Below are 19,498 nucleotides of genomic sequence, written 5' to 3'. Positions count from 1 at the left end.
GGTGTCGGTGAACGAAGTGAGGTGAAGTGACGGACGCCGGTCAGGCGTTGGTGCCGACGTGGAGAGTGCCGTCGGGTGTGGCTGTGGCATAGGTGCCGAAGATGGCGCCGTTGTCGTCCACCAGGCTGCTGACGCTCCAGTTGCCGGTGGTGCCCTTGCGGACCCGGTCCCAGACGTCGCCGTTGACGACGGCCTCGACGTGGAGGTCGCCGTTGGGCAGACCGGCGGAGGAGATCTGCGTGACGGCCCCGCCCGCGTCGATCTTCGTACTGTTGCCCCACGTGCCGCCCTCGGAGCGGGTGCGGTCCCAGACCTCGCCGTTGACGAGCGCCTGCACATGCAGGGACCCGTCGGGCAGCGCGGCCGACGCGAGGTCCTTGATGCCGCCATTGCCGTCGATCATGGAGCTGGCGCCCCAGGTGCCCGTGGCGGAGCGGGTGCGGTCCCAGATCTCGCCGTTCACCAGGGCCTGTACGTGCAGGGTCCCATCGGGCAGCGCGGCCGAGGCGACGTCCGTGACGGCTCCGCCCGCGTCGATCTTCGTGCTGTTGCCCCACGTGCCGTTGGCGGCCCGCGTACGGTCCCAGATCTCGCCGTTCACGACGGCCTGCACATGCAGGGTCCCGTCGGGCAGCGCGGCGCCGGCGACGTCGGTGATGGCGCCCTGGCCGTCGATCATGGAGCTGGCGCCCCAGGTGCCGGTGGCGGAGCGGGTGCGGTCCCAGATCTCGCCGTTGACCAGGGCCTGGACGTGCATCGTGCCGTTGGGGAGACCGGCCGCGGCGACCGCGTTGACGGCTCCGCCCTCGTCGATCAGGTCCGCGGTCCCGTCCCACGGGCCGCCGTCCGGACGCGAACGGTCCCACACCCGCCCGTGCGGAGTGGCGGTGTCCGTGGAGATCTGGACGTCCAGGTAGTCCTGGTCGATGTTGATCGTCGTACCGCCCCAGGTCTCGTTGTGGCCGCCCGAGTACTGGTGGATCCGCTGGTGGTTGCTCCAGCGGGAGCTGGGCACGACCGGATCGGCGGTGTCCGCGACCCCGTTCCACAGTGCGTCGAAGATGACGTCCGGCATTGTGTAGCCGCTGTAGTTGTCGACCAGGTCCTTGATGCCGGAACTGCTGCTGCTGTAGATCCCGGAGTGGTAACCCCGGGCGTGGAGCTGCTCGGTCCAGGCCGACTCGAAGGACAGCACCCTGGAGGTGTACGACGAGGAGTACGCCTCCATGTCGTAGTACAGCGTTGACCCGGGCCCGAATCCGAGCGCGGTCGCGTTGCTGATGGCGTCGTTCGCGGCGCTGATGCCCTGACTCGCGGGCGAGGTGATGCCGGAGGCCTGCGTGCCGACGTAGATCGGCACGAACCGCCAGCCGTCGTCGGCCTGTTGCTGCACCCAGCTCGCCGTCAGGTTCGGCTGACTGCAGGCACGCTGCGAGCCGCCGATGTAGATGCCGACCGCGCTGTACGGCGAACTCGCCTGCCAGCTGCTCATGGCCCCGGACGAGGGAGCGGCACAGGTGTCGAAGCCCTTGCCGGTGTAGTTGGTTGCGGTCGCGGGCAGGGCGGCCGCGGTGGCCGCCGCCGCGAGGAGCCCCGGGGACTCCTGCGGCTCCTGGACGCGGGGCGCCGCCGTCGGGATGTCGGCGCCGGTCAGGATGGAGCGGACGAGCGTCGGGTTCGTGTCGTACGTGGCGGTGATGCTCACGTCGGCCGACTTGGCGCGGTACTCGCGCTCCTCGGGCCTGGCCAAGGTGCCCCGCCGGTCCGCCGGGTTGGCCGCGGGCTCGACCAGCAGGGCCTCGGTGCGTCCCACCGCGTGGCTGGGGCAGTCCTGGTCGGCGGCCGGCTGCCCGAGGTACACCGCGTGCCGGTCGAACCGCACGCAGGCCGTCGGATTCTCGGCGAGGTCCACGACCTGCCAGGAGCTCGGTACCGTGAACCGGTGCCCCTGGTACACGAGTTGCTTCGCCGCGGGCTGCTCCTCCGCCTGAGCGGGAGCGCCGCCGAGCGCGGCGAGACCGAGAGTCAGAAGTACGGTGGCCGCGGTCGCTCTTCGGGATCTCCTGCGCCCGGGGCCCTTGTTGTTCCTCGTACGTAATCGCATGCGTGTCCCTACCTCTTGACGGATCCGGATGTCAGCGGGGGAGAACGATTCGAGCAGCGCCGACCGAGGAACGAAGAAGAGCGCGCGTCAAAAAGTGCGCGCCGGACGTCCTTCGGTGAAATGGAATGGCGCTACGAGCGCGGCCGTGCCGGGGCACGGCGTCGCGAGCGAACCATGAGCATGGGAAGACGCATCCCCCCAGTGCGTCGTCGAGTCCATCCAGGCGGCCCACCGGTCAGCGTGGTTCCGCTGGAACTGCCTGATCACCATAGAAGGGGCTGCTGGGGATGTCGTTCCCCATGGGTCCACAGAGACTTGACGTTGCGTCTACTCCGCACCGGACCGCGAAACAGAGGAAACCAGAGGCCGGGCCCGCGCCCTCAGCACTCGATGATGTTGACCGCCAGCCCGCCCCGCGCAGTCTCCTTGTACTTGACGCTCATGTCCGCGCCCGTCTCCTTCATGGTCTTGATGACCTTGTCGAGGGAGACCTTGTGGGAGCCGTCGCCGCGCATGGCCATCTTCGCGGCCGTGACGGCCTTCACGGCAGCCATGCCGTTGCGCTCGATGCAGGGGATCTGGACGAGGCCGCCGACCGGGTCGCAGGTGAGGCCGAGGTTGTGTTCCATGCCGATCTCGGCGGCGTTCTCGACCTGTTCGGGGCTGCCGCCGAGGACCTCGGCGAAGGCGCCGGCGGCCATCGAGCAGGCCGAGCCGACCTCGCCCTGGCAGCCGACCTCGGCGCCGGAGATGGAGGCGTTCTCCTTGAAGAGCATGCCGATGGCGCCCGCGGCGAGCAGGAAGCGTACGACCCCGTCCTCGTCGGCGCCCGGCACGAAGTTGATGTAGTAGTGCAGGACGGCCGGGATGATGCCGGCGGCGCCGTTCGTCGGGGCGGTGACCACCCGGCCGCCGGCCGCGTTCTCCTCGTTCACCGCCATCGCGTACAGAGTGATCCACTCCATCGCGTGGGCCAACGGGTCGCCCTCGGCGCGGAGTTGGCGCGCGGACATGGCGGCGCGGCGGCGGACCTTGAGGCCGCCGGGCAGGATGCCCTCGCGGGACATGCCGCGCGACGTGCATGCCTGCATGACGCGCCAGATCGCGAGGAGGCCCTCGCGGATCTCCTCTTCCGTCCGCCAGGCGCGTTCGTTCTCCAGCATCAGCGCGGAGATCGACAGGCCCGTCTCGCGGGTCAGCCGCAGCAGCTCGTCGCCCGTACGGAAGGGGTACTTGAGGACCGTGTCGTCCAGCTTGATGCGGTCCTCGCCCACCGCGTCGTCGTCGACCACGAAGCCGCCGCCGACCGAGTAGTACGTCTTCTCGAGGACCAGCTCGCCGGAGGAGTCGTACGCGAAGACCGTCATGCCGTTCGCGTGGTACGGCAGCGTCTTGCGGCGGTGCAGGATCAGGTCGTCGGAGAAGGAGAAGTCGATCTCGTGCTCGCCGAGCAGCTTGATGCGGCCCGCCGACTTGATCTCCTCGACCCGGGCGTCGGCCCCTTCCACATCCACCGTCCGCGGCGAGGCGCCCTCGAGGCCGAGCAGCACCGCCTTGGGGGTGCCGTGCCCGTGCCCGGTCGCGCCCAGCGAGCCGTACAGCTCGGCGCGTATCGACGCCACCGACTCCAGCAGCTCCTCATTGCGCAGCCGCCGGGCGAACATGCGTGCCGCGCGCATCGGGCCGACCGTGTGGGAGCTGGACGGGCCGATGCCGATCGAGAACAGGTCGAAGACCGAGATGGCCACGGGGAACTCCTCAAAACAGGCAAAACAGGGGTGGTGCATGGGGCGGGCGCCGCACACGGCTGAGTTCCAGTGTGCGCGGCGCCCCGAAGAATCGTACGTTCCGTGCGAATCCAATGAGGAAACGCAGAAAGCGCGCGAAGCGTACGAACTACTTCAGGCCGGGGTACAGCGGGTGCTTGTCGGCCAGAGCGGACACCCGGGCCTTCAGCGAGTCCGCGTCGTACGACGGCTTCAGCGTCTCCGCGATGATGTCCGCGACCTCGGTGAAGTCCTCGGTCGTGAAGCCGCGGGTCGCCAGGGCCGGCGTACCGATGCGGAGACCCGAGGTCACCATCGGCGGGCGCGGGTCGTTCGGAATGGCGTTGCGGTTGACCGTGATGCCGACCCCGTGGAGGCGGTCCTCGGCCTGCTGCCCGTCCAGCTCGGAGTTGCGCAGGTCGACCAGGACGAGGTGCACGTCCGTACCGCCGGAGAGCACCGAGACGCCGACCTGGGTCACGTCGTCCTGGACAAGGCGCTCCGCCAGGATCCGCGCACCGTCGAGGGTCCGCTGCTGGCGCTCCTTGAAGTCGTCCGTCGCGGCGACCTTGAAGGAGACGGCCTTGGCGGCGATCACATGCTCCAGCGGACCGCCCTGCTGACCCGGGAAGACCGCCGAGTTGATCTTCTTGGCGAGCTCGGCCGTGGACAGGATCACGCCACCGCGCGGACCGCCCAGCGTCTTGTGGGTGGTGGTCGTGACGACATGGGCGTGCGGTACGGGGTTCGGGTGCAGGCCCGCCGCCACCAGACCGGCGAAGTGCGCCATGTCGACCATCAGGTACGCGCCGACCTCGTCCGCGATCCGGCGGAACTCGGCGAAGTCCAGCTGACGCGGGTACGCCGACCAGCCGGCCACGATCAGCTTCGGCTTCGACTCCTTGGCGAGCTTCTCGACCTCGGCCATGTCGACCTGGCCGGTGGCGTCGTCCACGTGGTACGCGACCACGTTGTAGAGCTTGCCGGAGAAGTTGATCTTCATGCCGTGGGTCAGGTGCCCGCCGTGCGCGAGGTTCAGACCCATGATCGTGTCGCCGGGCTTGATCAGCGCGAACATCGCGGCCGCGTTGGCCTGGGCACCCGAGTGGGGCTGCACGTTGGCGTGCTCGGCACCGAAGAGCGCCTTCACGCGGTCGATGGCGATCTGCTCGACGACGTCGACGTGCTCACAGCCGCCGTAGTAGCGGCGGCCGGGGTAGCCCTCGGCGTACTTGTTGGTCAGGACCGAGCCCTGGGCCTCCATGACGGCGACCGGAGCGAAGTTCTCCGAGGCGATCATCTCGAGGGTGGACTGCTGGCGGTGCAGTTCGGCGTCGACGGCGGCGGCGACGTCCGGGTCGAGCTCGTGCAGGGGTGTGTTGAGAAGCGACTTGGATTCAGACATAGGGGCTACGACTCCTCAGCCGGCGGTGAAAGCGGTGTACTCGTCGGCGGAGAGCAGGTCGTCCGGCTCGTCCGCGATGCGCACCTTGAACAGCCAGCCGCCCTCGAAGGGGGCCGAGTTCACCAGGGCCGGGTCGTCCACCACGTCCTGGTTGAACTCCACGACCTCGCCGGTGACCGGCGCGTACAGGTCGCTCACCGACTTGGTCGACTCCAGCTCACCGCAGGACTCACCCGCGGTGACCGTGGCACCGACCTCCGGAAGCTGGGCGTAGACGACATCGCCGAGCGCGTTGGCCGCGAACTCGGTGATGCCGACCGTCGAGACGCCGTCCTCGGCGACCGACAGCCACTCGTGCTCCTTGCTGTAGCGCAGCTGCTGGGGGTTGCTCATGGCCTGAATTCTCCTGTACGCGGGGGAGTGCTGATGACGGGGGGAGGGGTGATGAGCAGGGCGGATGTGCCCGGTGTCACGACTGGTGACCGTGGAGCCCGAAGCCCGGCTTTCGGGTCAGTCTCACTTCTGGCGCTTGTAGAACGGCAGCGCCACGACCTCGTACGGCTCGTGGCTGCCCCGGATGTCCACACCGACTCCGGCGCTGCCCGGAGCGGAGTGCGCGGCGTCGACGTACGCCATCGCGATCGGCTTGCCCAGCGTCGGGGACGGGGCGCCCGACGTGACCTCGCCGACCACCTTGCCTTCGGCGACCACGGAGTAGCCGGCGCGCGGCACGCGACGGCCCTCGGCGATCAGGCCGACGAGCACCCGCGGGGGGTTCTCGAGCGCACGCTCGGCGGCCTCGGAGAGCGCCTCGCGCCCCACGAAGTCGCCCTCCTTCTCGAACTTCACGACCCGGCCGAGGCCGGCGTCGAAGGGGGTGAGCGAGGTGCTCAGTTCATGCCCGTACAGCGGCATGCCCGCCTCCAGGCGCAGGGTGTCCCGGCAGGACAGACCACACGGGATGAGCCCGGCCGGGGCGCCCGCCTCGGTCAGCGCCTGCCACACCTTCTCGGCGTCGCCGGGGGAGACGAAGAGCTCGAAGCCGTCCTCACCGGTGTAGCCGGTGCGGGCGATGAGAGCCGGGACGCCCGCGACCGTGCCGGGCAGACCGGCGTAGTACTTCAGGCCGTCGAGGTCGGCGTCGGTGAGGGACTTGAGGATGCCGGGCGACTCGGGACCCTGTACGGCGATCAGCGCGTACGCGTCACGGTCGTCGCGCACGACGGCGTCGAAGTCCGCCGCTCGCTCCACGAGCGCGTCCAGCACCACCTGGGCGTTGGAGGCGTTGGCGACGACCATGTATTCGGTCTCGGCCAGCCGGTAGACGATCAGGTCGTCGAGGATGCCGCCGTCCGTCCGGCAGATCATGGTGTAGCGGGCGCGGCCGACGCCCACCGAGGCGATGTTGCCGACCAGCGCGTAGTTGAGGAGCGCGGCGGCCTGGGGCCCGGTGACCGTGATCTCGCCCATGTGGGAGAGGTCGAAGAGGCCGGCCTTCGTACGGACGGCGAGATGCTCGTCGCGTTCGGAGCCGTAACGAAGGGGCATGTCCCAGCCCGCGAAGTCGGTCATCGTCGCGCCGAGCGAGCGATGCAGGGCATCGAGCGCGGTGTGACGGGGTGCGTTGCTGCTCATCGGTGGGGCTCCCAAGGCATGACGGCGAGGTCGTTCCTCCCCATCTGTCATCGGAACCTGAGAGGTTCATCACGACCCCGCGAAACGGTGGTCATGATTTGCACCTTGGGTGGAGCCACTGGTCAGCGGCCCGCTTTTCAGATGTGCCTCGCCCGCGCGGTACGGGGCCTGAGAGATTCAAGGGAGGGACTTGCTCCTTCGGCGCCCAGGGTCACGTGACATGACCTGGGACTCTCCCGCGCGGATTCAAGCGGCCGGTATGCAGTTGGCGGGCACATCATTGCACGCGCCGTCCGATACTGGCAGTCCGCATCTGTAACCGCCTTGTGGCAGACCGATTACGGAAACAGGAAGCACCGCGCATTACCTTCTCTTTACACTCGGCGGGGATGGGACTCCAGACCCATGGGGAGGACGATCACGGTGAACAGGACCACGGCGTACGCGACGACCGCAGGCCTCGCGCTGCCCAAGCAGCCCGGCGCTCCGGCCCGGGAGGCGTGCGACCCGTTCCCGACGGCGGTCGTCCGCGACCTCAGGGACCGCGCGGGACACAGCCCGCACGGTCTGCACTTCGGCACCTCCGACGTCGTCGTGGTCACCGGACTCCCCGGCAGCGGCAAGTCGACCCTGATGCGCCGCGCGGTCTCGGGCCCGCGCATCGACTCGCAGGACACCCGCGACCGCTGGGACGGACACGTGTCCCGCTGGCTTCCGTACGCGGTCTACCGCCCGCTCGTCCGCCTCGCGCACTACACGGGGCTGCACCGCGCACTGCGCTCCGGCGCCGGAGTGGTCGTACACGACTGCGGCACCCAGGCCTGGGTGCGCCGCTGGCTCGCCCGCGAGGCGCGCCGCCGGGGCGGCACCCTGCACCTGCTGCTGCTCGACGTCACACCGGGCACGGCCCTCGACGGCCAGCGCGAGCGCGGCCGCGGCGTCTCGCGGTACGCGTTCTCGCGCCACCGCGGCGCGGTCACCCGGCTGCTGCGCTCCGTCGAGAAGGGGGACCTGCCGGAGGGCTGCGGCTCGGCGGTGCTCATCGACCGGGACGCGGCCGACGTACTGCGCCGGATCGACTTCGGAGGCTGAGAGCGGCCGAGAGTGGCCGAGCGCGATCGAGCGCGGCCGGGGGCGGCGAGAGCGGCCGGGATGCCGTACAAGCGCACTAACCTTGCCAGCCGGAACACCGGAACACCGGAACAGTGGTTCACAGCAGGCGGTAGACAGATGGACTTCCCAGCCTTCCCCGAATTCCCTGGCCTCCCGACGCAGGCGTACCCCCATCCGCACGGCGGATGGCCGGGCAACGAACTGGAGGAGGTGCTCGCCGCGTCCCTCGGCGTGCCCGCGGGCCCCTCCTCGGGTGCCCGCATCGTCGAGGTCCTCGGCCGCAGCTTCGTCTGGGTCCCGCTGCCGAACGGCGGCGGCCCGAACAGCGGTCCGCTCGACCTGCCCACGCTGGAGATCGCCGGTCAGGCGTACGTCCCTGTCTTCAGCTCCGAGGAGCAGTTCCGCCAGGTCACCGGCGGGCACATGTCGTACACGATCGCGCCCGCCGTCGAGTTCGCCCGCGGGCTGCCCCCGCAGATCGGCATCGCGGTGAACCCGGACGGTGTGGTCGGCGTACCGCTGCCGCCCCCCGCGGTCGCCGAGCTGTGCCGTGCCGGGCGTACGCCTCTCGACGGATCCGCGAGCGGCGGCCGGGTGCGGCTCTTCGAGCCCGACTGGCAGGACGACCCGGTGGACTTCCTGTCCGCGGCCTCCGCCGAGTTCGCCGGGACCGGCGTCGTGCTGACCGCCCGTCGCTGCCTGGCCAGCATCGAGGGCGGCGCCCCCGTGATGTTCATCGGCGTCGAACTCTCCCTCTGGGAGGGCGAGGCCCGCACCCTCCCCCTGGACGCCCTGGGCCGCGCGCTCGGCCGGGTCCCGGCCCCGTGGCCGGTGAACCTGGTCCTCCTGGACGTGGCCCAGGACCCGGTCTGCGACTGGCTGCGCCAGAGGGTGCGGCCCTTCTACCAACACGGCCACTGAAGGCGCCCCGACAGGGGCGCGGGGAACGGCGCGAGCAACCACAACGGGCCCGCGGCCACAGAACGACAGCAAGTCCCGAGCTCTCACACGGCTTTCCCAGCGGAGCGTCCACGTCGCTGTCAGGGTCGCCGCTTAAGCTGGTTTCATAACGTCGGTCGAGGTGTTGTACACGAAGGGGCTGTAAAGGTGAGCGCTGGCACAGCCGCGGCTGGGCAGGTCGAGCACATGCTGCGCCAGGTGACGCCCGGGCGTTACGACGCCTACGAGGCGCTCCTGCGCGCGCTCGCGGCCCCGTCGGCAGGCCAGGTCTGGATGCTGCTCTGGCACGGCCAGTCCGGCTCCCCGGACGCGCAGTACGGGAACATGGAGGTGGACGGCTTCGGGTACGCGCCCTGTGTCACCTCCGCCCAGGAGCTCTCGGCCAGTGGCTGGAACCGCAGTTACGAAGTCGTCGACGGCCTCGACGTGGCCCGCACCCTGTACCCCGACCAGTTCGGCCTCTGGCTGAACCCGCACGCTCCCGGCGGCGGCGTCGGCATCCCCTGGCTCGACCTGCGGCGTATCGCCACGGGCCTGGAGCGCCAGCCCGCGGGTCCGCTCAGGCTCTCCGAACCGGGCATCGAGATCCCGCAGTTCTACGCCCTGCTCACGCAGAACGCGCACCGCACGTCCGCCGTGCGCTCGCTGCGCCGCGCCTGGGTGCAGCCCGCGCTCGGGGCGCCCTATCTGGCCATCGGCCTCGATGTGTACGACACCTCGCCGCCCGCCGTCGACTCGGTGCGGGCGATGATGCAGCAGTCCATCGGCGCCGTGCCGGACGGGCTGCCCGTCTCGACCGTCGCGATGTCCGACGAGTACGACCCGGTGGCGATGTGGCTGCGGTCGAACGCGCGGCCCTTCTACGACCGTGAGGCGCACGCGGCCCCGGCACAGGCGCAGGCCCCGGTGGCGGGTGGCTACGGCTACCCGCAGTCCCGGTCATACTGATCTCCACACCATCATCACGACCTGGTCTCCGCCCCGCCGCGCCCTGATTCTGTCCGTCGCAACGTCGCGTCTGACCTGCGTATCAGGAGATGTAAGGGCTGCATGTCCCCTTTGAGGCTGACACTGGCCGAAAGGGCCCTGCATGGCCGCTTCCACCCCAACTGCCCCCTGTCCGCCGGGCGTTACCCGCTGTTCGGATAACGGAATCCCCTTAACCGCATCACGGTTGCGCATACTTTCTCCATCAGACCTGGCACGTGATCGTGGCGGCCATGAAGACTCCCGTGTCAGACATGGGGTCATCGATCCTGTGAGCGAGTGCAAGTCGTCGGATCAGCCCGGGATTCCAGGCCGCATCATCTGCGGCCGCTCCCGGCATGCAAGTGAACCAAGCCGCAGACAGCGGCAGGCGTAGGCCGGTCACCACCGGTCAGAGGGGTCGGGTCATTGTGACCGCACCGATCGAGACCACCGGGTCGGAAACGGAAGCACAGCCGGAAGCTGTGCTGGCCGGAGTCGACAAGGGGCAGATCGAGGGCCGTTCCCTGGGGCAGATCGCCTGGACGCGCTTCAAGCGCGACAAGGTGGCGGTCGCCGGCGGTGTCATCGTGGTGCTGCTCATCCTGCTGGCGGCGCTCTCGCGCCCTATCCAGGCGGTGCTCGGCCTCGACCCGAACGCCTTCAACCAGGATCTGATCGATCCCAACACCTCGCTGCCCCTGGGCGACTTCGGCGGGATGAGCTGGGCGCACCCGCTCGGTGTGGAGCCGAAGTTCGGGCGCGACATCGCGACCCGCATCCTCGAAGGCTCCTGGGTCTCGCTGGTCGTCGCGTTCGGGGCGACGATCCTCTCGAACGTGATCGGCACGGTCCTGGGTGTGGTCGCCGGGTACTACGGCGGGCGGGTCGACACGATCATCAGCCGCCTGATGGACACCTTCCTCGCCTTTCCCCTCCTGCTCTTCGCGATCGCCATCTCCGCCACGCTGCAGGGCGGCGCGTTCGGCCTGGAAGGGCTGCCGCTCCACATCAGCGTGCTGATCTTCATCATCGGCTTCTTCAACTGGCCCTACCTGGGACGCATCGTCCGAGGCCAGACCCTGGCCCTGCGGGAGCGCGAGTTCGTCGACGCCTCCCGGGGGATGGGCGCGAAGGGGCCGTACATCCTCTTCCGGGAGCTGCTCCCCAACCTGGTCGGCCCGATCATCGTCTACTCGACGCTGCTCATCCCGACCAACATCCTGTTCGAGGCCAGCCTGAGCTTCCTGGGCGTCGGTATCCAGCCCCCGCAGGCGTCCTGGGGCGGGATGATCAGTGAGGCGGTCACCTACTACCAGGTCGATCCGCAGTTCCTGATCGTGCCCGGCCTCGCGATCTTCGTCACCGTGCTGGCGTTCAACCTGCTCGGCGACGGTCTCCGCGACGCTCTCGACCCGCGCAGCCGCTGACATGGGCCGCGCCGAGAGTCCATCAAGTTTCCAACAATGGAGGAAGCAGACCATCATGCGAAGGTCAGCGCTGGCCGCGGTTGCGGCCATCGGCTCTGTGAGCCTGCTACTTGCGGGTTGCAGCAAAGCCGATGACAACGAGAACAATGACGGAACGAAGTCGGCCGGCGCCAACGCGGCGACCAAGGACGTCGTCAACGCCTCCACCCAGAAGGGCGGGACGGTCACTTACGAGTACTCCGACGTCCCGGACTCCTTCGACCCGGGCAACACGTACTACGCGTACATGTACAACTTCAGCCGGCTGTACGCCCGCCCGCTGATGACCTTCAAGCCCGCTGCGGGCGACAAGGGCAACGAGCTGGTCCCGGACCTCGCCGCGAGCGCGGGTGTACCGAGCGACGGCGGCAAGACCTGGACGTACAAGCTGCGTTCGGGCCTGAAGTACCAGGACGGCACGGCGATCACGTCGAAGGACGTGAAGTACGCCGTGGAGCGCTCCAACTTCGCGCGTGACGTGCTCTCCCTCGGCCCGAACTACTTCCAGCAGTTCCTCGAGGGCGGCGACAAGTACAAGGGTCCCTACAAGGACAAGAGCGCCGAGGGTCTGTCGTCGATCGAGACGCCGGACGACACCACGGTCGTCTTCAAGCTCAACCGCGCCTTCCAGGAGTTCGACTACCTGGTCGCCACGCCGCAGACGGCTCCGGTCCCGCAGGCCAAGGACACCGGCGTCGACTACGTCAAGAACATCGTGTCCTCGGGCTCGTACAAGTTCGAGAGCTACGAGGATGGCAAGCAGGCCGTCCTCGTCCGCAACGAGAACTGGGACGCGTCGACCGACCCGCTGCGCAAGCAGTACCCGGACAAGATCGTCGTCAAGCTGAAGGTCAACGCCGAGACGATCGACCAGGACGTCTTGGCCGGTAACGCCATAGACCTGGGCGGTACGGGTGTCCAGGCCGCGACGCAGGCGAAGGTCGTCAACTCCGCCGACCTGAAGGCCAACACCGACAACACCTACGGTGGCCGTCTCGTCTACATGGCGATCAACACCAAGCTCGCGCCGTTCGACAACGTCGCCTGCCGCAAGGCCGTCGAGTACGCGATCGACAAGGTCTCGGTGCAGACCGCCGAGGGCGGCCCGATCCGCGGTGACATCGCCACCACCGTCCTCCCGCCGGACATCCCGGGCTACGAGAAGTCGGACATCTACGCCTCCGCCGGCAACAAGGGCGACGTGGCCAAGGCCAAGGAGCAGCTGACGGCCTGCGGCAAGACGTCGATCACCACGAACATCTCCGCGCGCAGCGACCGCCCGGCGGAGATCGACGCGGCCACCGCGATCATCAACTCGCTGAAGGCCGCCGGGATCAACGCCAGCCTGAAGCAGTACCCGTCGGGCAAGTACTTCACCGACAACGCGGGTGTCCCCGAGTTCGACAAGAAGAACAACATCGGTCTGATGATGATGCAGTGGGGTTCCGACTGGCCGTCCGGCTACGGCTTCCTGCAGCAGATCCTGCACGGTGACGCGATCGGCGCGTCCGGCAACACCAACCTGTCGCAGTTCGACAACGCCGACGTCAACACCACGCTGGAGAAGGCGATCGGCACGGAGGACAAGGCGACGCGTGACGCCATGTACACCGAGGTCGACAAGAAGACCATGGAAGAGGCGGCCCTCGTTCCGCTGACCTACTTCAAGGTCCTGCTGTACCGCCCGGCCGGCTTCACCAACCTGGTGTCCACGGCGGCCTTCAGCGGTCAGTACGACTACCTCAACATCGGTACGACCAAGAAGTAGCCCCGGAAGGCAGGTGAAGGCATTGGTGCCCGCGGGCTTCGCGGCCCGCGGGCACCAGCGCCGATCCCCGTGATCTCGTACATCCTCCGCCGGATGGCCGCGGCAGTGATCCTGCTGCTGGTCGTCACCGCGGTCACCTTCGCCATCTTCTTCGTACTGCCGCGGTTCGCCGGTCAGACCGCCGACTCGCTGGCCCAGCAGTACATCGGGAAGAGCCCGACGGCGGCCGACATCGCCGCGGTCAAGCAAAACCTCGGACTGGACCAGCCCCTCTATCTCCAGTTCTGGCACTTCATCAAGGGGATCGTGGTCGGATCCACCTATGACCTCGGCCCCACCACGGCGCACTGCGACGCGCCCTGCTTCGGCTACTCCTTCAAGACCCACCAGGCGGTCTGGCCGGAGCTGACCTCCCGCATTCCGGTGACGGCCTCGCTCGCCGCCGGTGCCGCCGTGCTCTGGCTGGTGTCCGGTGTCACGGCCGGTGTGGTCTCCGCGCTCAAGCCGCGCTCGTTCCTCGACCGCACCTTCATGGGCATCGCCCTCGCCGGTGTCTCGCTGCCCATGTTCTTCACGGGCAACCTGGCGCTGCTGCTCTTCACCTTCCAGTGGCCGATCTTCGGCCAGACGTACGTCCCGTTCACCGAGAATCCCGCGGAGTGGGCCAACACCCTCTTCCCCGCGTGGTGCTCGCTCGCACTCCTCTACTCCGCCATCTACGCGCGGCTCACCCGCTCGGGCATGCTGGAGACGATGAACGAGGACTACATCCGTACGGCCCGCGCCAAGGGCCTGCGTGAGAGCAAGGTCGTGGTGCGGCACGGGCTGCGGGCCGCGCTGACGCCGATCATCACCATCTTCGGCATGGACCTCGGTCTGCTGCTCGGCGGAGCCGTGATCACCGAGTACGTGTTCTCGCTGCCCGGCATCGGCCAGTACGCGGTACAGGGCATCACCGACAACGACCTGCCCAAGATCCTCGGTGTCACCCTGGTCGCCGCCCTCTTCGTCGTGATCGCAAATCTTCTGGTGGACCTGCTCTACGCGGCCGCCGACCCTCGGGTGAGGCTCTCGTGACCGAACTGTCCAAGACCGGCGCCGCGGTAGGCGAACCCGTCACCGCGCGCTCGGACGCACCGAGCGCCTTCCTCGAAGTACGCGACCTCAAGGTGCACTTCCCGACCGACGACGGCGTGGTCAAGTCCGTCGACGGGCTCAGCTTCTCGCTGGAGAAGGGCAAGACCCTCTCCATCGTGGGCGAGTCGGGATCCGGGAAGTCCGTCACCTCGCTGGCGATCATGGGCCTGCACCGGCTGGGCGCGGGCGGCAAGCACGTCCGGATGTCCGGCGAGATCTGGCTCGACGGCCAGGAACTGGTGAGCGCCGACCCGGACGAGGTGCGCAAGCTCCGCGGCCGCGAGATGGCGATGATCTTCCAGGACCCGCTCTCGGCGATGCACCCGTACTACACGATCGGTAACCAGATCGTGGAGGCGTACCGCGTCCACCACAAGGTCGACAAGAAGACCGCACGCAGGCGGGCCATCGAGATGCTCGACCGGGTCGGCATCCCCGAACCCGGCAAGCGCGTCGACAGCTACCCGCACGAGTTCTCCGGCGGTATGCGCCAGCGCGCGATGATCGCCATGGCGCTCGTCAACAACCCCGAACTGCTCATCGCGGACGAGCCGACGACCGCCCTGGACGTGACCGTCCAGGCGCAGATCCTCGACCTCATCCGCGATCTGCAGAAGGAGTTCGGCTCCGCCGTCGTCCTCATCACCCACGACCTGGGTGTGGTCGCCGAGATCGCCGACGACGTCCTGGTGATGTACGGCGGCCGGTGCGCGGAGCGCGGTCCGGTCGACACGATCTTCGAGCGGCCGCAGCACCCCTACACCTGGGGCCTGCTGGGCTCGATGCCGCGCATCGACCGGGAGACGTCCGAGCGGCTCATCCCCGTCAAGGGCCAGCCGCCGAGCCTCATCAACGTCCCCTCGGGCTGCGCCTTCCACCCGCGCTGCCCGTACGCGGATCTCCCCAAGGGCGATGTCACCCGTACCGTGCGCCCCGAACTGCAACTGGTCGGCAGCGGGCACTACTCCGCCTGCCATCTCTCGCAGGAGGACCGTACGCGGATCTGGACCGAAGAGATTGCGCCGAAGCTGTGAGTGAGACGAAGAAGAGCGACGCCACCGAAGCGGCGGTGATCCCGCAGCAGGCAACGGCCCCCGACGACCGCGAGGTGCTGCTCAGGGTCCAGGGGCTGAAGAAGCACTTCCCCATCCGGAAGGGCGTCCTCCAGCGCCAGGTCGCGGCCGTCAAGGCGGTCGACGGCATCGACTTCGAGGTGCGCAAGGGCGAGACGCTGGGCGTGGTCGGCGAGTCCGGCTGCGGCAAGTCGACCATGGGCCGGGTCATCACCCGCCTCCAGGACCCGACCGGCGGCACCATCGAGTTCGAGGGCCAGGACATCACCCGGCTCGGCGCGGGGAAGATGCGCCCGCTGCGCCGGGACATCCAGATGATCTTCCAGGACCCGTACGGTTCGCTGAACCCGCGGCACACCATCGGCTCGATCGTCTCGGCGCCCTTCCGGCTCCAGGGCGTCGAGCCCGAGGGCGGTGTGAAGAAGGAGGTCCAGCGCCTTCTCGAGCTGGTGGGCCTGAGCCCCGAGCACTTCAACCGCTACCCGCACGAGTTCTCCGGCGGCCAGCGTCAGCGCATCGGCATCGCCCGCGCGCTCGCCCTGAAGCCGAAGCTGGTCGTGGCGGACGAGCCGGTCTCCGCGCTCGACGTGTCGATCCAGGCGCAGGTCGTGAACCTGATGGACGACCTACAGTCCGAACTGGGCCTGACGTACGTGATCATCGCGCACGACCTCTCCGTCGTACGCCATGTCTCGGACCGCATCGCGGTGATGTACCTCGGCAAGATCGTCGAACTCGCCGACCGCACCTCGCTGTACGAGGCGCCGATGCACCCGTACACCAAGGCCCTGATGTCCGCGGTGCCGGTCCCGGACCCCAAGCGCCGGGGCGCCAAGAGCGACCGCATCCTGCTCAAGGGCGACGTGCCCTCGCCGATCTCGCCGCCCAGCGGCTGCCGCTTCCACACCCGCTGCTGGAAGGCCACGGCGATCTGCAAGACGGCCGAGCCGCCGCTCATCGAGCTGAAGCCCGGCCAGCAGGTGGCCTGCCACCACCCGGAGAACGCGGAGGATCAGGCGCCGCAGGACACGGTGCTGCTGTCGGCGGCGAAGGTTGCCCTGGAGACGGTCGAGCTGGTGCCCGCGGTGGATGCGGCCGAGGTGTCGGGGGAGGCTCCGGCCGAGGTTTCGGTCGAGGTCGAGGCCGAGGCCGTCGCCGATGAGGCTGAGGCTCCGGCTGAGGCCGCGGCTTCGGAAGAGGCCTCCAAGGACGTCCCCGCCGAGGATGCTCCGTCGAAGGAGTAGTCACCGGGGAGCCGGGCCGAACGACCAGCGACGGGAGAGCGCATGCGCGCTCTCCCGTCGGCGTAGGTAAAAATGTCGGGTGCTCCAGGAACTGTTCACCCCCTCCGTCCAGCATGTCCTCGACCTCGTGGGGATCTTCGTCTTCGCGATCTCCGGCGCCCTGCTGGCCGTCCGCAAGAACTTCGACGTCTTCGGCATCGCCGTACTCGCCGAGGTCACGGCGTTGGGCGGAGGGCTGTTCCGCGACGTGGTCATCGGGGCCGTACCCCCGGCCGCGTTCACCGACCTCGGCTACTTCAGCACCCCGCTGCTCGCCGCCCTGCTCGTCTTCTTCCTCCACCCGGAGGTGGAGCGGACCCAGGTCGCGGTCAACGTCTTCGACGCGGCCGGACTCGGCCTCTTCTGCGTCGCCGGCACGATGAAGGCGTACGAGTACGGGCTCGGCCTGACCCAGTCGGCGGCCCTCGGCCTCGCCACCGCGGTCGGCGGCGGTGTGCTGCGCGACGTCCTCGCCAACGAGGTGCCCTCACTGCTGCGCTGGGACCGCGACCTGTATGCGGTGCCGGCGATGGTCGGCGCCGCGATGGTCGTCGTGTGCATCCGCTATGACATGCTCACCACGTTCACCAGCGGGCTGGCGGTCGTCACGGCCTTCGTGCTGAGGCTGCTCGCGATGCGGTTCCACTGGCGGGCACCGCGCGCCTGGCACCGCCGCTCGACGGCGACGGAACCGGAGACGCCGTGAACGTTTCAACGGACTTCATGTGCCCGAAACAGTAAAAGCTACCGCTTAGTAATTTCCTGTTGTACCGTTCAGGCATGTCAGAAGCAGCTTCGATAGGGGCCCTGCGGGCCACGATCGGCGACAGCGAGTTCGACCGCGACACGGCGGTCACCCTGCGCGAACCCGGCGTCTACGACATCGATCTGTCCGCCGGGTGGACGATCATCAGCGCGGTCAACGGCGGCTATCTCCTCGCCGTCCTGGGCCGCGCCCTCGCGGACGCCCTGCCGCACACCGACCCGTTCACGATCTCCGCGCACTACCTGACCGCCTCCCAGCCGGGACCGGCGGTCGTCCGCACGGACGTCGTACGCACCGGCCGGACCCTCTCCACCGGCCAGGCGTCCCTCTTCCAGTACGACGACGAGGGCCGCGAGGTCGAACGGATCCGCGTCCTCGCCTCGTACGGCGATCTCGACGCCCTCCCCGAGGACGTCCGTACGACGGCGAAACCGCCCGCGCTCCCGCCCGTGGACCAGTGCTTCGGCCCCCAGGACGCGCCCGCTCCGGTGCCCGGCAGCTCGGCGATCGCCGACCGGCTGATGCTCAAGCTCGACCCGGCGACCCTGGGCTGGGCCCTCGGATCACCCTCCGGGAAGGGCGAGATGAGGGCCTGGCTCGGTCTCGCCGACGGCCGCGACGCGGACCCCTTCTCGCTGCTCCTCGCGGTCGACGCGCTCCCGCCGACCGCCTTCGAACTCGGCCTGTCCGGCTGGGTGCCGACCGTAGAACTGACGGTGCACGTCCGCGCCCGCCCGGCGCCCGGCCCGCTCCGGGTGTCGATCACCACCCGCAACCTCGCCGGCGGCTTCCTGGAGGAGGACGCGGAGGTGTGGGACAGCGAGGACCGGCTGGTAGCGCAGTCCCGGCAGCTCGCGCGGGTGCGGATCGGCTGAACGCCCGGCTGTCCGGGTGGATCGCCGACCGCGCGCGGTCGGCGATCCAGTCGTACGCGATCCTGGGGCCTGTGAAGTCCGACCGGCTGCTCTCGATCCTGCTGCTGCTCCAGACCCGCGGCCGCGTTCCCGCACGTGAACTCGCCGACCGGCTCGAGGTGTCGGTGCGCACCATCTACCGGGACGTGGAGGCGCTGTCCGCCTCAGGCGTCCCGGTGTACGCCGAGCGCGGGCGGATCGGCGGCATCGAACTGCTCGCCGGATTCCGTACGGACGTCACGGGGCTGACCGCGGACGAGTCCCGCGCGCTGTTCATCCTGGCCGCCCAGGGCGCGCACGCCGCGCTCGGTCTGGACGCGGCGCTTGGCTCCGCACTGCGCAAGGTGATGGCCGCGCTGCCCGCCCCGCACCGGCCGGCCGCCGAGGCCACAAGCCGTCGCGTCCTGGTCGACGCCACGCGCTGGAAGGGCGGGCCCCAACCGGCCGTCGATCTGGACGTGTTGCAGGACGCCGTCTTCGCCGACCGCCGGCTGCGGCTGCGCTACCGGCACAGCGGCGCCGCCGAACCGAGCACCTACACCGTCGACCCCTACGGGCTCGTCTCCAAGGCGGGCGTCTGGTACCTGGTCGCCGACCGGCGCGGCAGACCGCGGCTGTTCCGGGTCGACCGGGTGCGCTCGGCCACGCAACTGCCCGATCCGGTACGGCGGCGGCCGGGCGTCGAACTCGTCGACGCCTGGGAGGTGTTGCGGCGCCGCGTGGAGGAGCGGCCCGGCGGTCTCGATGTCACAGTTCGGGTACAGCGCTCCCGCCTCGACCTGTTCCTCCGCCTCAACGCCGCCTCGCTCACGGCCCTGCCGGAGGACGACGGCGAGAGCGCGTGGGTGACCGCTCACCTGTCGTACGGCTTCATCCGCGAAGCACGCACGTTACTGGCCTTCGGGGAGGCCGTGGAGGTGCTCACACCGCCTGAGGTACGGGAGGAACTGGCCGGTACAGCGGCTGCCATCTGCGCGTTGTACGAGGGTGAACGCGTCCCCCGCCGGAGGCGGTGATCCACAGCTAGCCACAGCTTCGGCACAGCGCGGCCCTACCTGCGTCTGGTGCTCTTGCCCCCACTCATCCCGTACTCATCCGGCATTCATAAACCGGGCCCGGGACTTGACTGGGAGTAAGAC

At 69.0% G+C, this 19,498-nt stretch carries 16 protein-coding genes and 1 riboswitch; of the genes, 11 read left to right on the top strand and 5 right to left on the bottom strand.

The window, feature by feature from the left end:
* Positions 1-40: 40 nt before the first annotated feature.
* The 5 genes from OG266_RS13015 to gcvT all read right to left on the bottom strand — a co-directional run bounded on the left by OG266_RS13015 (position 41) and on the right by gcvT (position 6,910).
* Positions 41-2,104 carry a DUF1906 domain-containing protein gene (locus OG266_RS13015; RefSeq protein ID WP_371545688.1) on the bottom strand — a complete coding sequence of 688 codons (2,064 nt, stop codon included), beginning with the start codon at positions 2,102-2,104 and terminating at the stop codon, positions 41-43.
* Between the two features lie 380 nt (positions 2,105-2,484).
* Positions 2,485-3,852: an L-serine ammonia-lyase gene (locus OG266_RS13010; protein WP_371545684.1), complete on the bottom strand. Its 1,368-nt coding sequence runs from the start codon at positions 3,850-3,852 to the stop codon at positions 2,485-2,487.
* 148 nt (positions 3,853-4,000) lie between these two features.
* Positions 4,001-5,275, bottom strand: a complete 1,275-nt coding sequence (gene glyA, locus OG266_RS13005) for a serine hydroxymethyltransferase (protein WP_371545681.1) — start codon at positions 5,273-5,275, stop codon at positions 4,001-4,003.
* Positions 5,276-5,290: 15 nt separating this feature from the next.
* Positions 5,291-5,668, bottom strand: a complete 378-nt coding sequence (gene gcvH / locus OG266_RS13000) for a glycine cleavage system protein GcvH (protein ID WP_326720536.1) — start codon at positions 5,666-5,668, stop codon at positions 5,291-5,293.
* 123 nt (positions 5,669-5,791) lie between these two features.
* Positions 5,792-6,910: a glycine cleavage system aminomethyltransferase GcvT gene (gene gcvT, locus OG266_RS12995; RefSeq protein WP_371545678.1), complete on the bottom strand. Its 1,119-nt coding sequence runs from the start codon at positions 6,908-6,910 to the stop codon at positions 5,792-5,794.
* Between the two features lie 147 nt (positions 6,911-7,057).
* Positions 7,058-7,159, bottom strand: a riboswitch (glycine riboswitch).
* Positions 7,160-7,327: 168 nt separating this feature from the next.
* Here gcvT and OG266_RS12990 point away from each other — a divergent pair.
* The 11 genes from OG266_RS12990 (at position 7,328) to OG266_RS12940 (ending at position 19,375) form a co-directional block, all read left to right on the top strand.
* Entirely contained in the window at positions 7,328-8,002 is a 675-nt protein-coding gene (locus tag OG266_RS12990) for an AAA family ATPase (RefSeq protein ID WP_266475074.1), read from the top strand.
* Positions 8,003-8,140: 138 nt separating this feature from the next.
* Complete coding sequence (locus OG266_RS12985; RefSeq protein WP_371545675.1) at positions 8,141-8,944, top strand: enhanced serine sensitivity protein SseB; 804 nt, start codon at positions 8,141-8,143, stop codon at positions 8,942-8,944.
* Positions 8,945-9,130: 186 nt separating this feature from the next.
* Entirely contained in the window at positions 9,131-9,931 is an 801-nt protein-coding gene (locus tag OG266_RS12980; protein ID WP_266474820.1) for an enhanced serine sensitivity protein SseB C-terminal domain-containing protein, read from the top strand.
* A 449-nt stretch (positions 9,932-10,380) separates the two neighbouring features.
* Positions 10,381-11,379, top strand: coding sequence for an ABC transporter permease (locus OG266_RS12975; RefSeq protein ID WP_266474819.1), 999 nt, complete (start codon positions 10,381-10,383; stop codon positions 11,377-11,379).
* A gap of 55 nt (positions 11,380-11,434) precedes the next feature.
* Positions 11,435-13,186, top strand: a complete 1,752-nt coding sequence (locus OG266_RS12970) for an ABC transporter substrate-binding protein (RefSeq protein WP_266474816.1) — start codon at positions 11,435-11,437, stop codon at positions 13,184-13,186.
* A 69-nt stretch (positions 13,187-13,255) separates the two neighbouring features.
* Positions 13,256-14,263: an ABC transporter permease gene (locus OG266_RS12965; protein ID WP_266474814.1), complete on the top strand. Its 1,008-nt coding sequence runs from the start codon at positions 13,256-13,258 to the stop codon at positions 14,261-14,263.
* On the top strand, positions 14,260-15,357 hold the full coding sequence (locus OG266_RS12960; RefSeq protein WP_266474812.1) for an ABC transporter ATP-binding protein: 1,098 nt from the start codon (positions 14,260-14,262) through the stop codon (positions 15,355-15,357). Before OG266_RS12965 ends, OG266_RS12960 begins: the two co-directional genes overlap by 4 nt.
* Complete coding sequence (locus OG266_RS12955) at positions 15,354-16,640, top strand: ABC transporter ATP-binding protein (protein ID WP_371545671.1); 1,287 nt, start codon at positions 15,354-15,356, stop codon at positions 16,638-16,640. The genes OG266_RS12960 and OG266_RS12955 overlap by 4 nt, the downstream gene beginning before the upstream one ends.
* A 79-nt stretch (positions 16,641-16,719) precedes the next feature.
* Positions 16,720-17,385 carry a trimeric intracellular cation channel family protein gene (locus OG266_RS12950; RefSeq protein WP_266474810.1) on the top strand — a complete coding sequence of 222 codons (666 nt, stop codon included), beginning with the start codon at positions 16,720-16,722 and terminating at the stop codon, positions 17,383-17,385.
* Between the two features lie 74 nt (positions 17,386-17,459).
* Positions 17,460-18,320, top strand: a complete 861-nt coding sequence (locus OG266_RS12945; protein WP_329545354.1) for a thioesterase family protein — start codon at positions 17,460-17,462, stop codon at positions 18,318-18,320.
* A 71-nt stretch (positions 18,321-18,391) separates the two neighbouring features.
* Positions 18,392-19,375, top strand: coding sequence for a helix-turn-helix transcriptional regulator (locus OG266_RS12940; RefSeq protein ID WP_371552767.1), 984 nt, complete (start codon positions 18,392-18,394; stop codon positions 19,373-19,375).
* The last annotated feature ends 123 nt before the right edge of the window (positions 19,376-19,498 follow it).

The organism is Streptomyces sp. NBC_00554 (assembly GCF_041431135.1).
GTDB lineage: Bacteria > Actinomycetota > Actinomycetes > Streptomycetales > Streptomycetaceae > Streptomyces.
Note: the sequence above shows the minus strand (reverse complement) of the source record. Positions and strands in the feature narration are given on the sequence as shown.

Excerpts from the sequence above, each read along its gene's own strand:
- OG266_RS12945 (WP_329545354.1), top strand. The coding sequence starts at position 17,460 with ATGTCAGAAGCAGCTTCGATAGGGGCCCTGCGGGCCACGATCGGCGAC.
- OG266_RS12985 (WP_371545675.1), top strand. The coding sequence starts at position 8,141 with ATGGACTTCCCAGCCTTCCCCGAATTCCCTGGCCTCCCGACGCAGGCG.
- gcvT (WP_371545678.1), bottom strand. The coding sequence starts at position 6,910 with ATGAGCAGCAACGCACCCCGTCACACCGCGCTCGATGCCCTGCATCGC.
- glyA (WP_371545681.1), bottom strand. The coding sequence starts at position 5,275 with ATGTCTGAATCCAAGTCGCTTCTCAACACACCCCTGCACGAGCTCGAC.
- OG266_RS13015 (WP_371545688.1), bottom strand. The coding sequence starts at position 2,104 with ATGCGATTACGTACGAGGAACAACAAGGGCCCCGGGCGCAGGAGATCC.
- OG266_RS12970 (WP_266474816.1), top strand. The coding sequence starts at position 11,435 with ATGCGAAGGTCAGCGCTGGCCGCGGTTGCGGCCATCGGCTCTGTGAGC.
- gcvH (WP_326720536.1), bottom strand. The coding sequence starts at position 5,668 with ATGAGCAACCCCCAGCAGCTGCGCTACAGCAAGGAGCACGAGTGGCTG.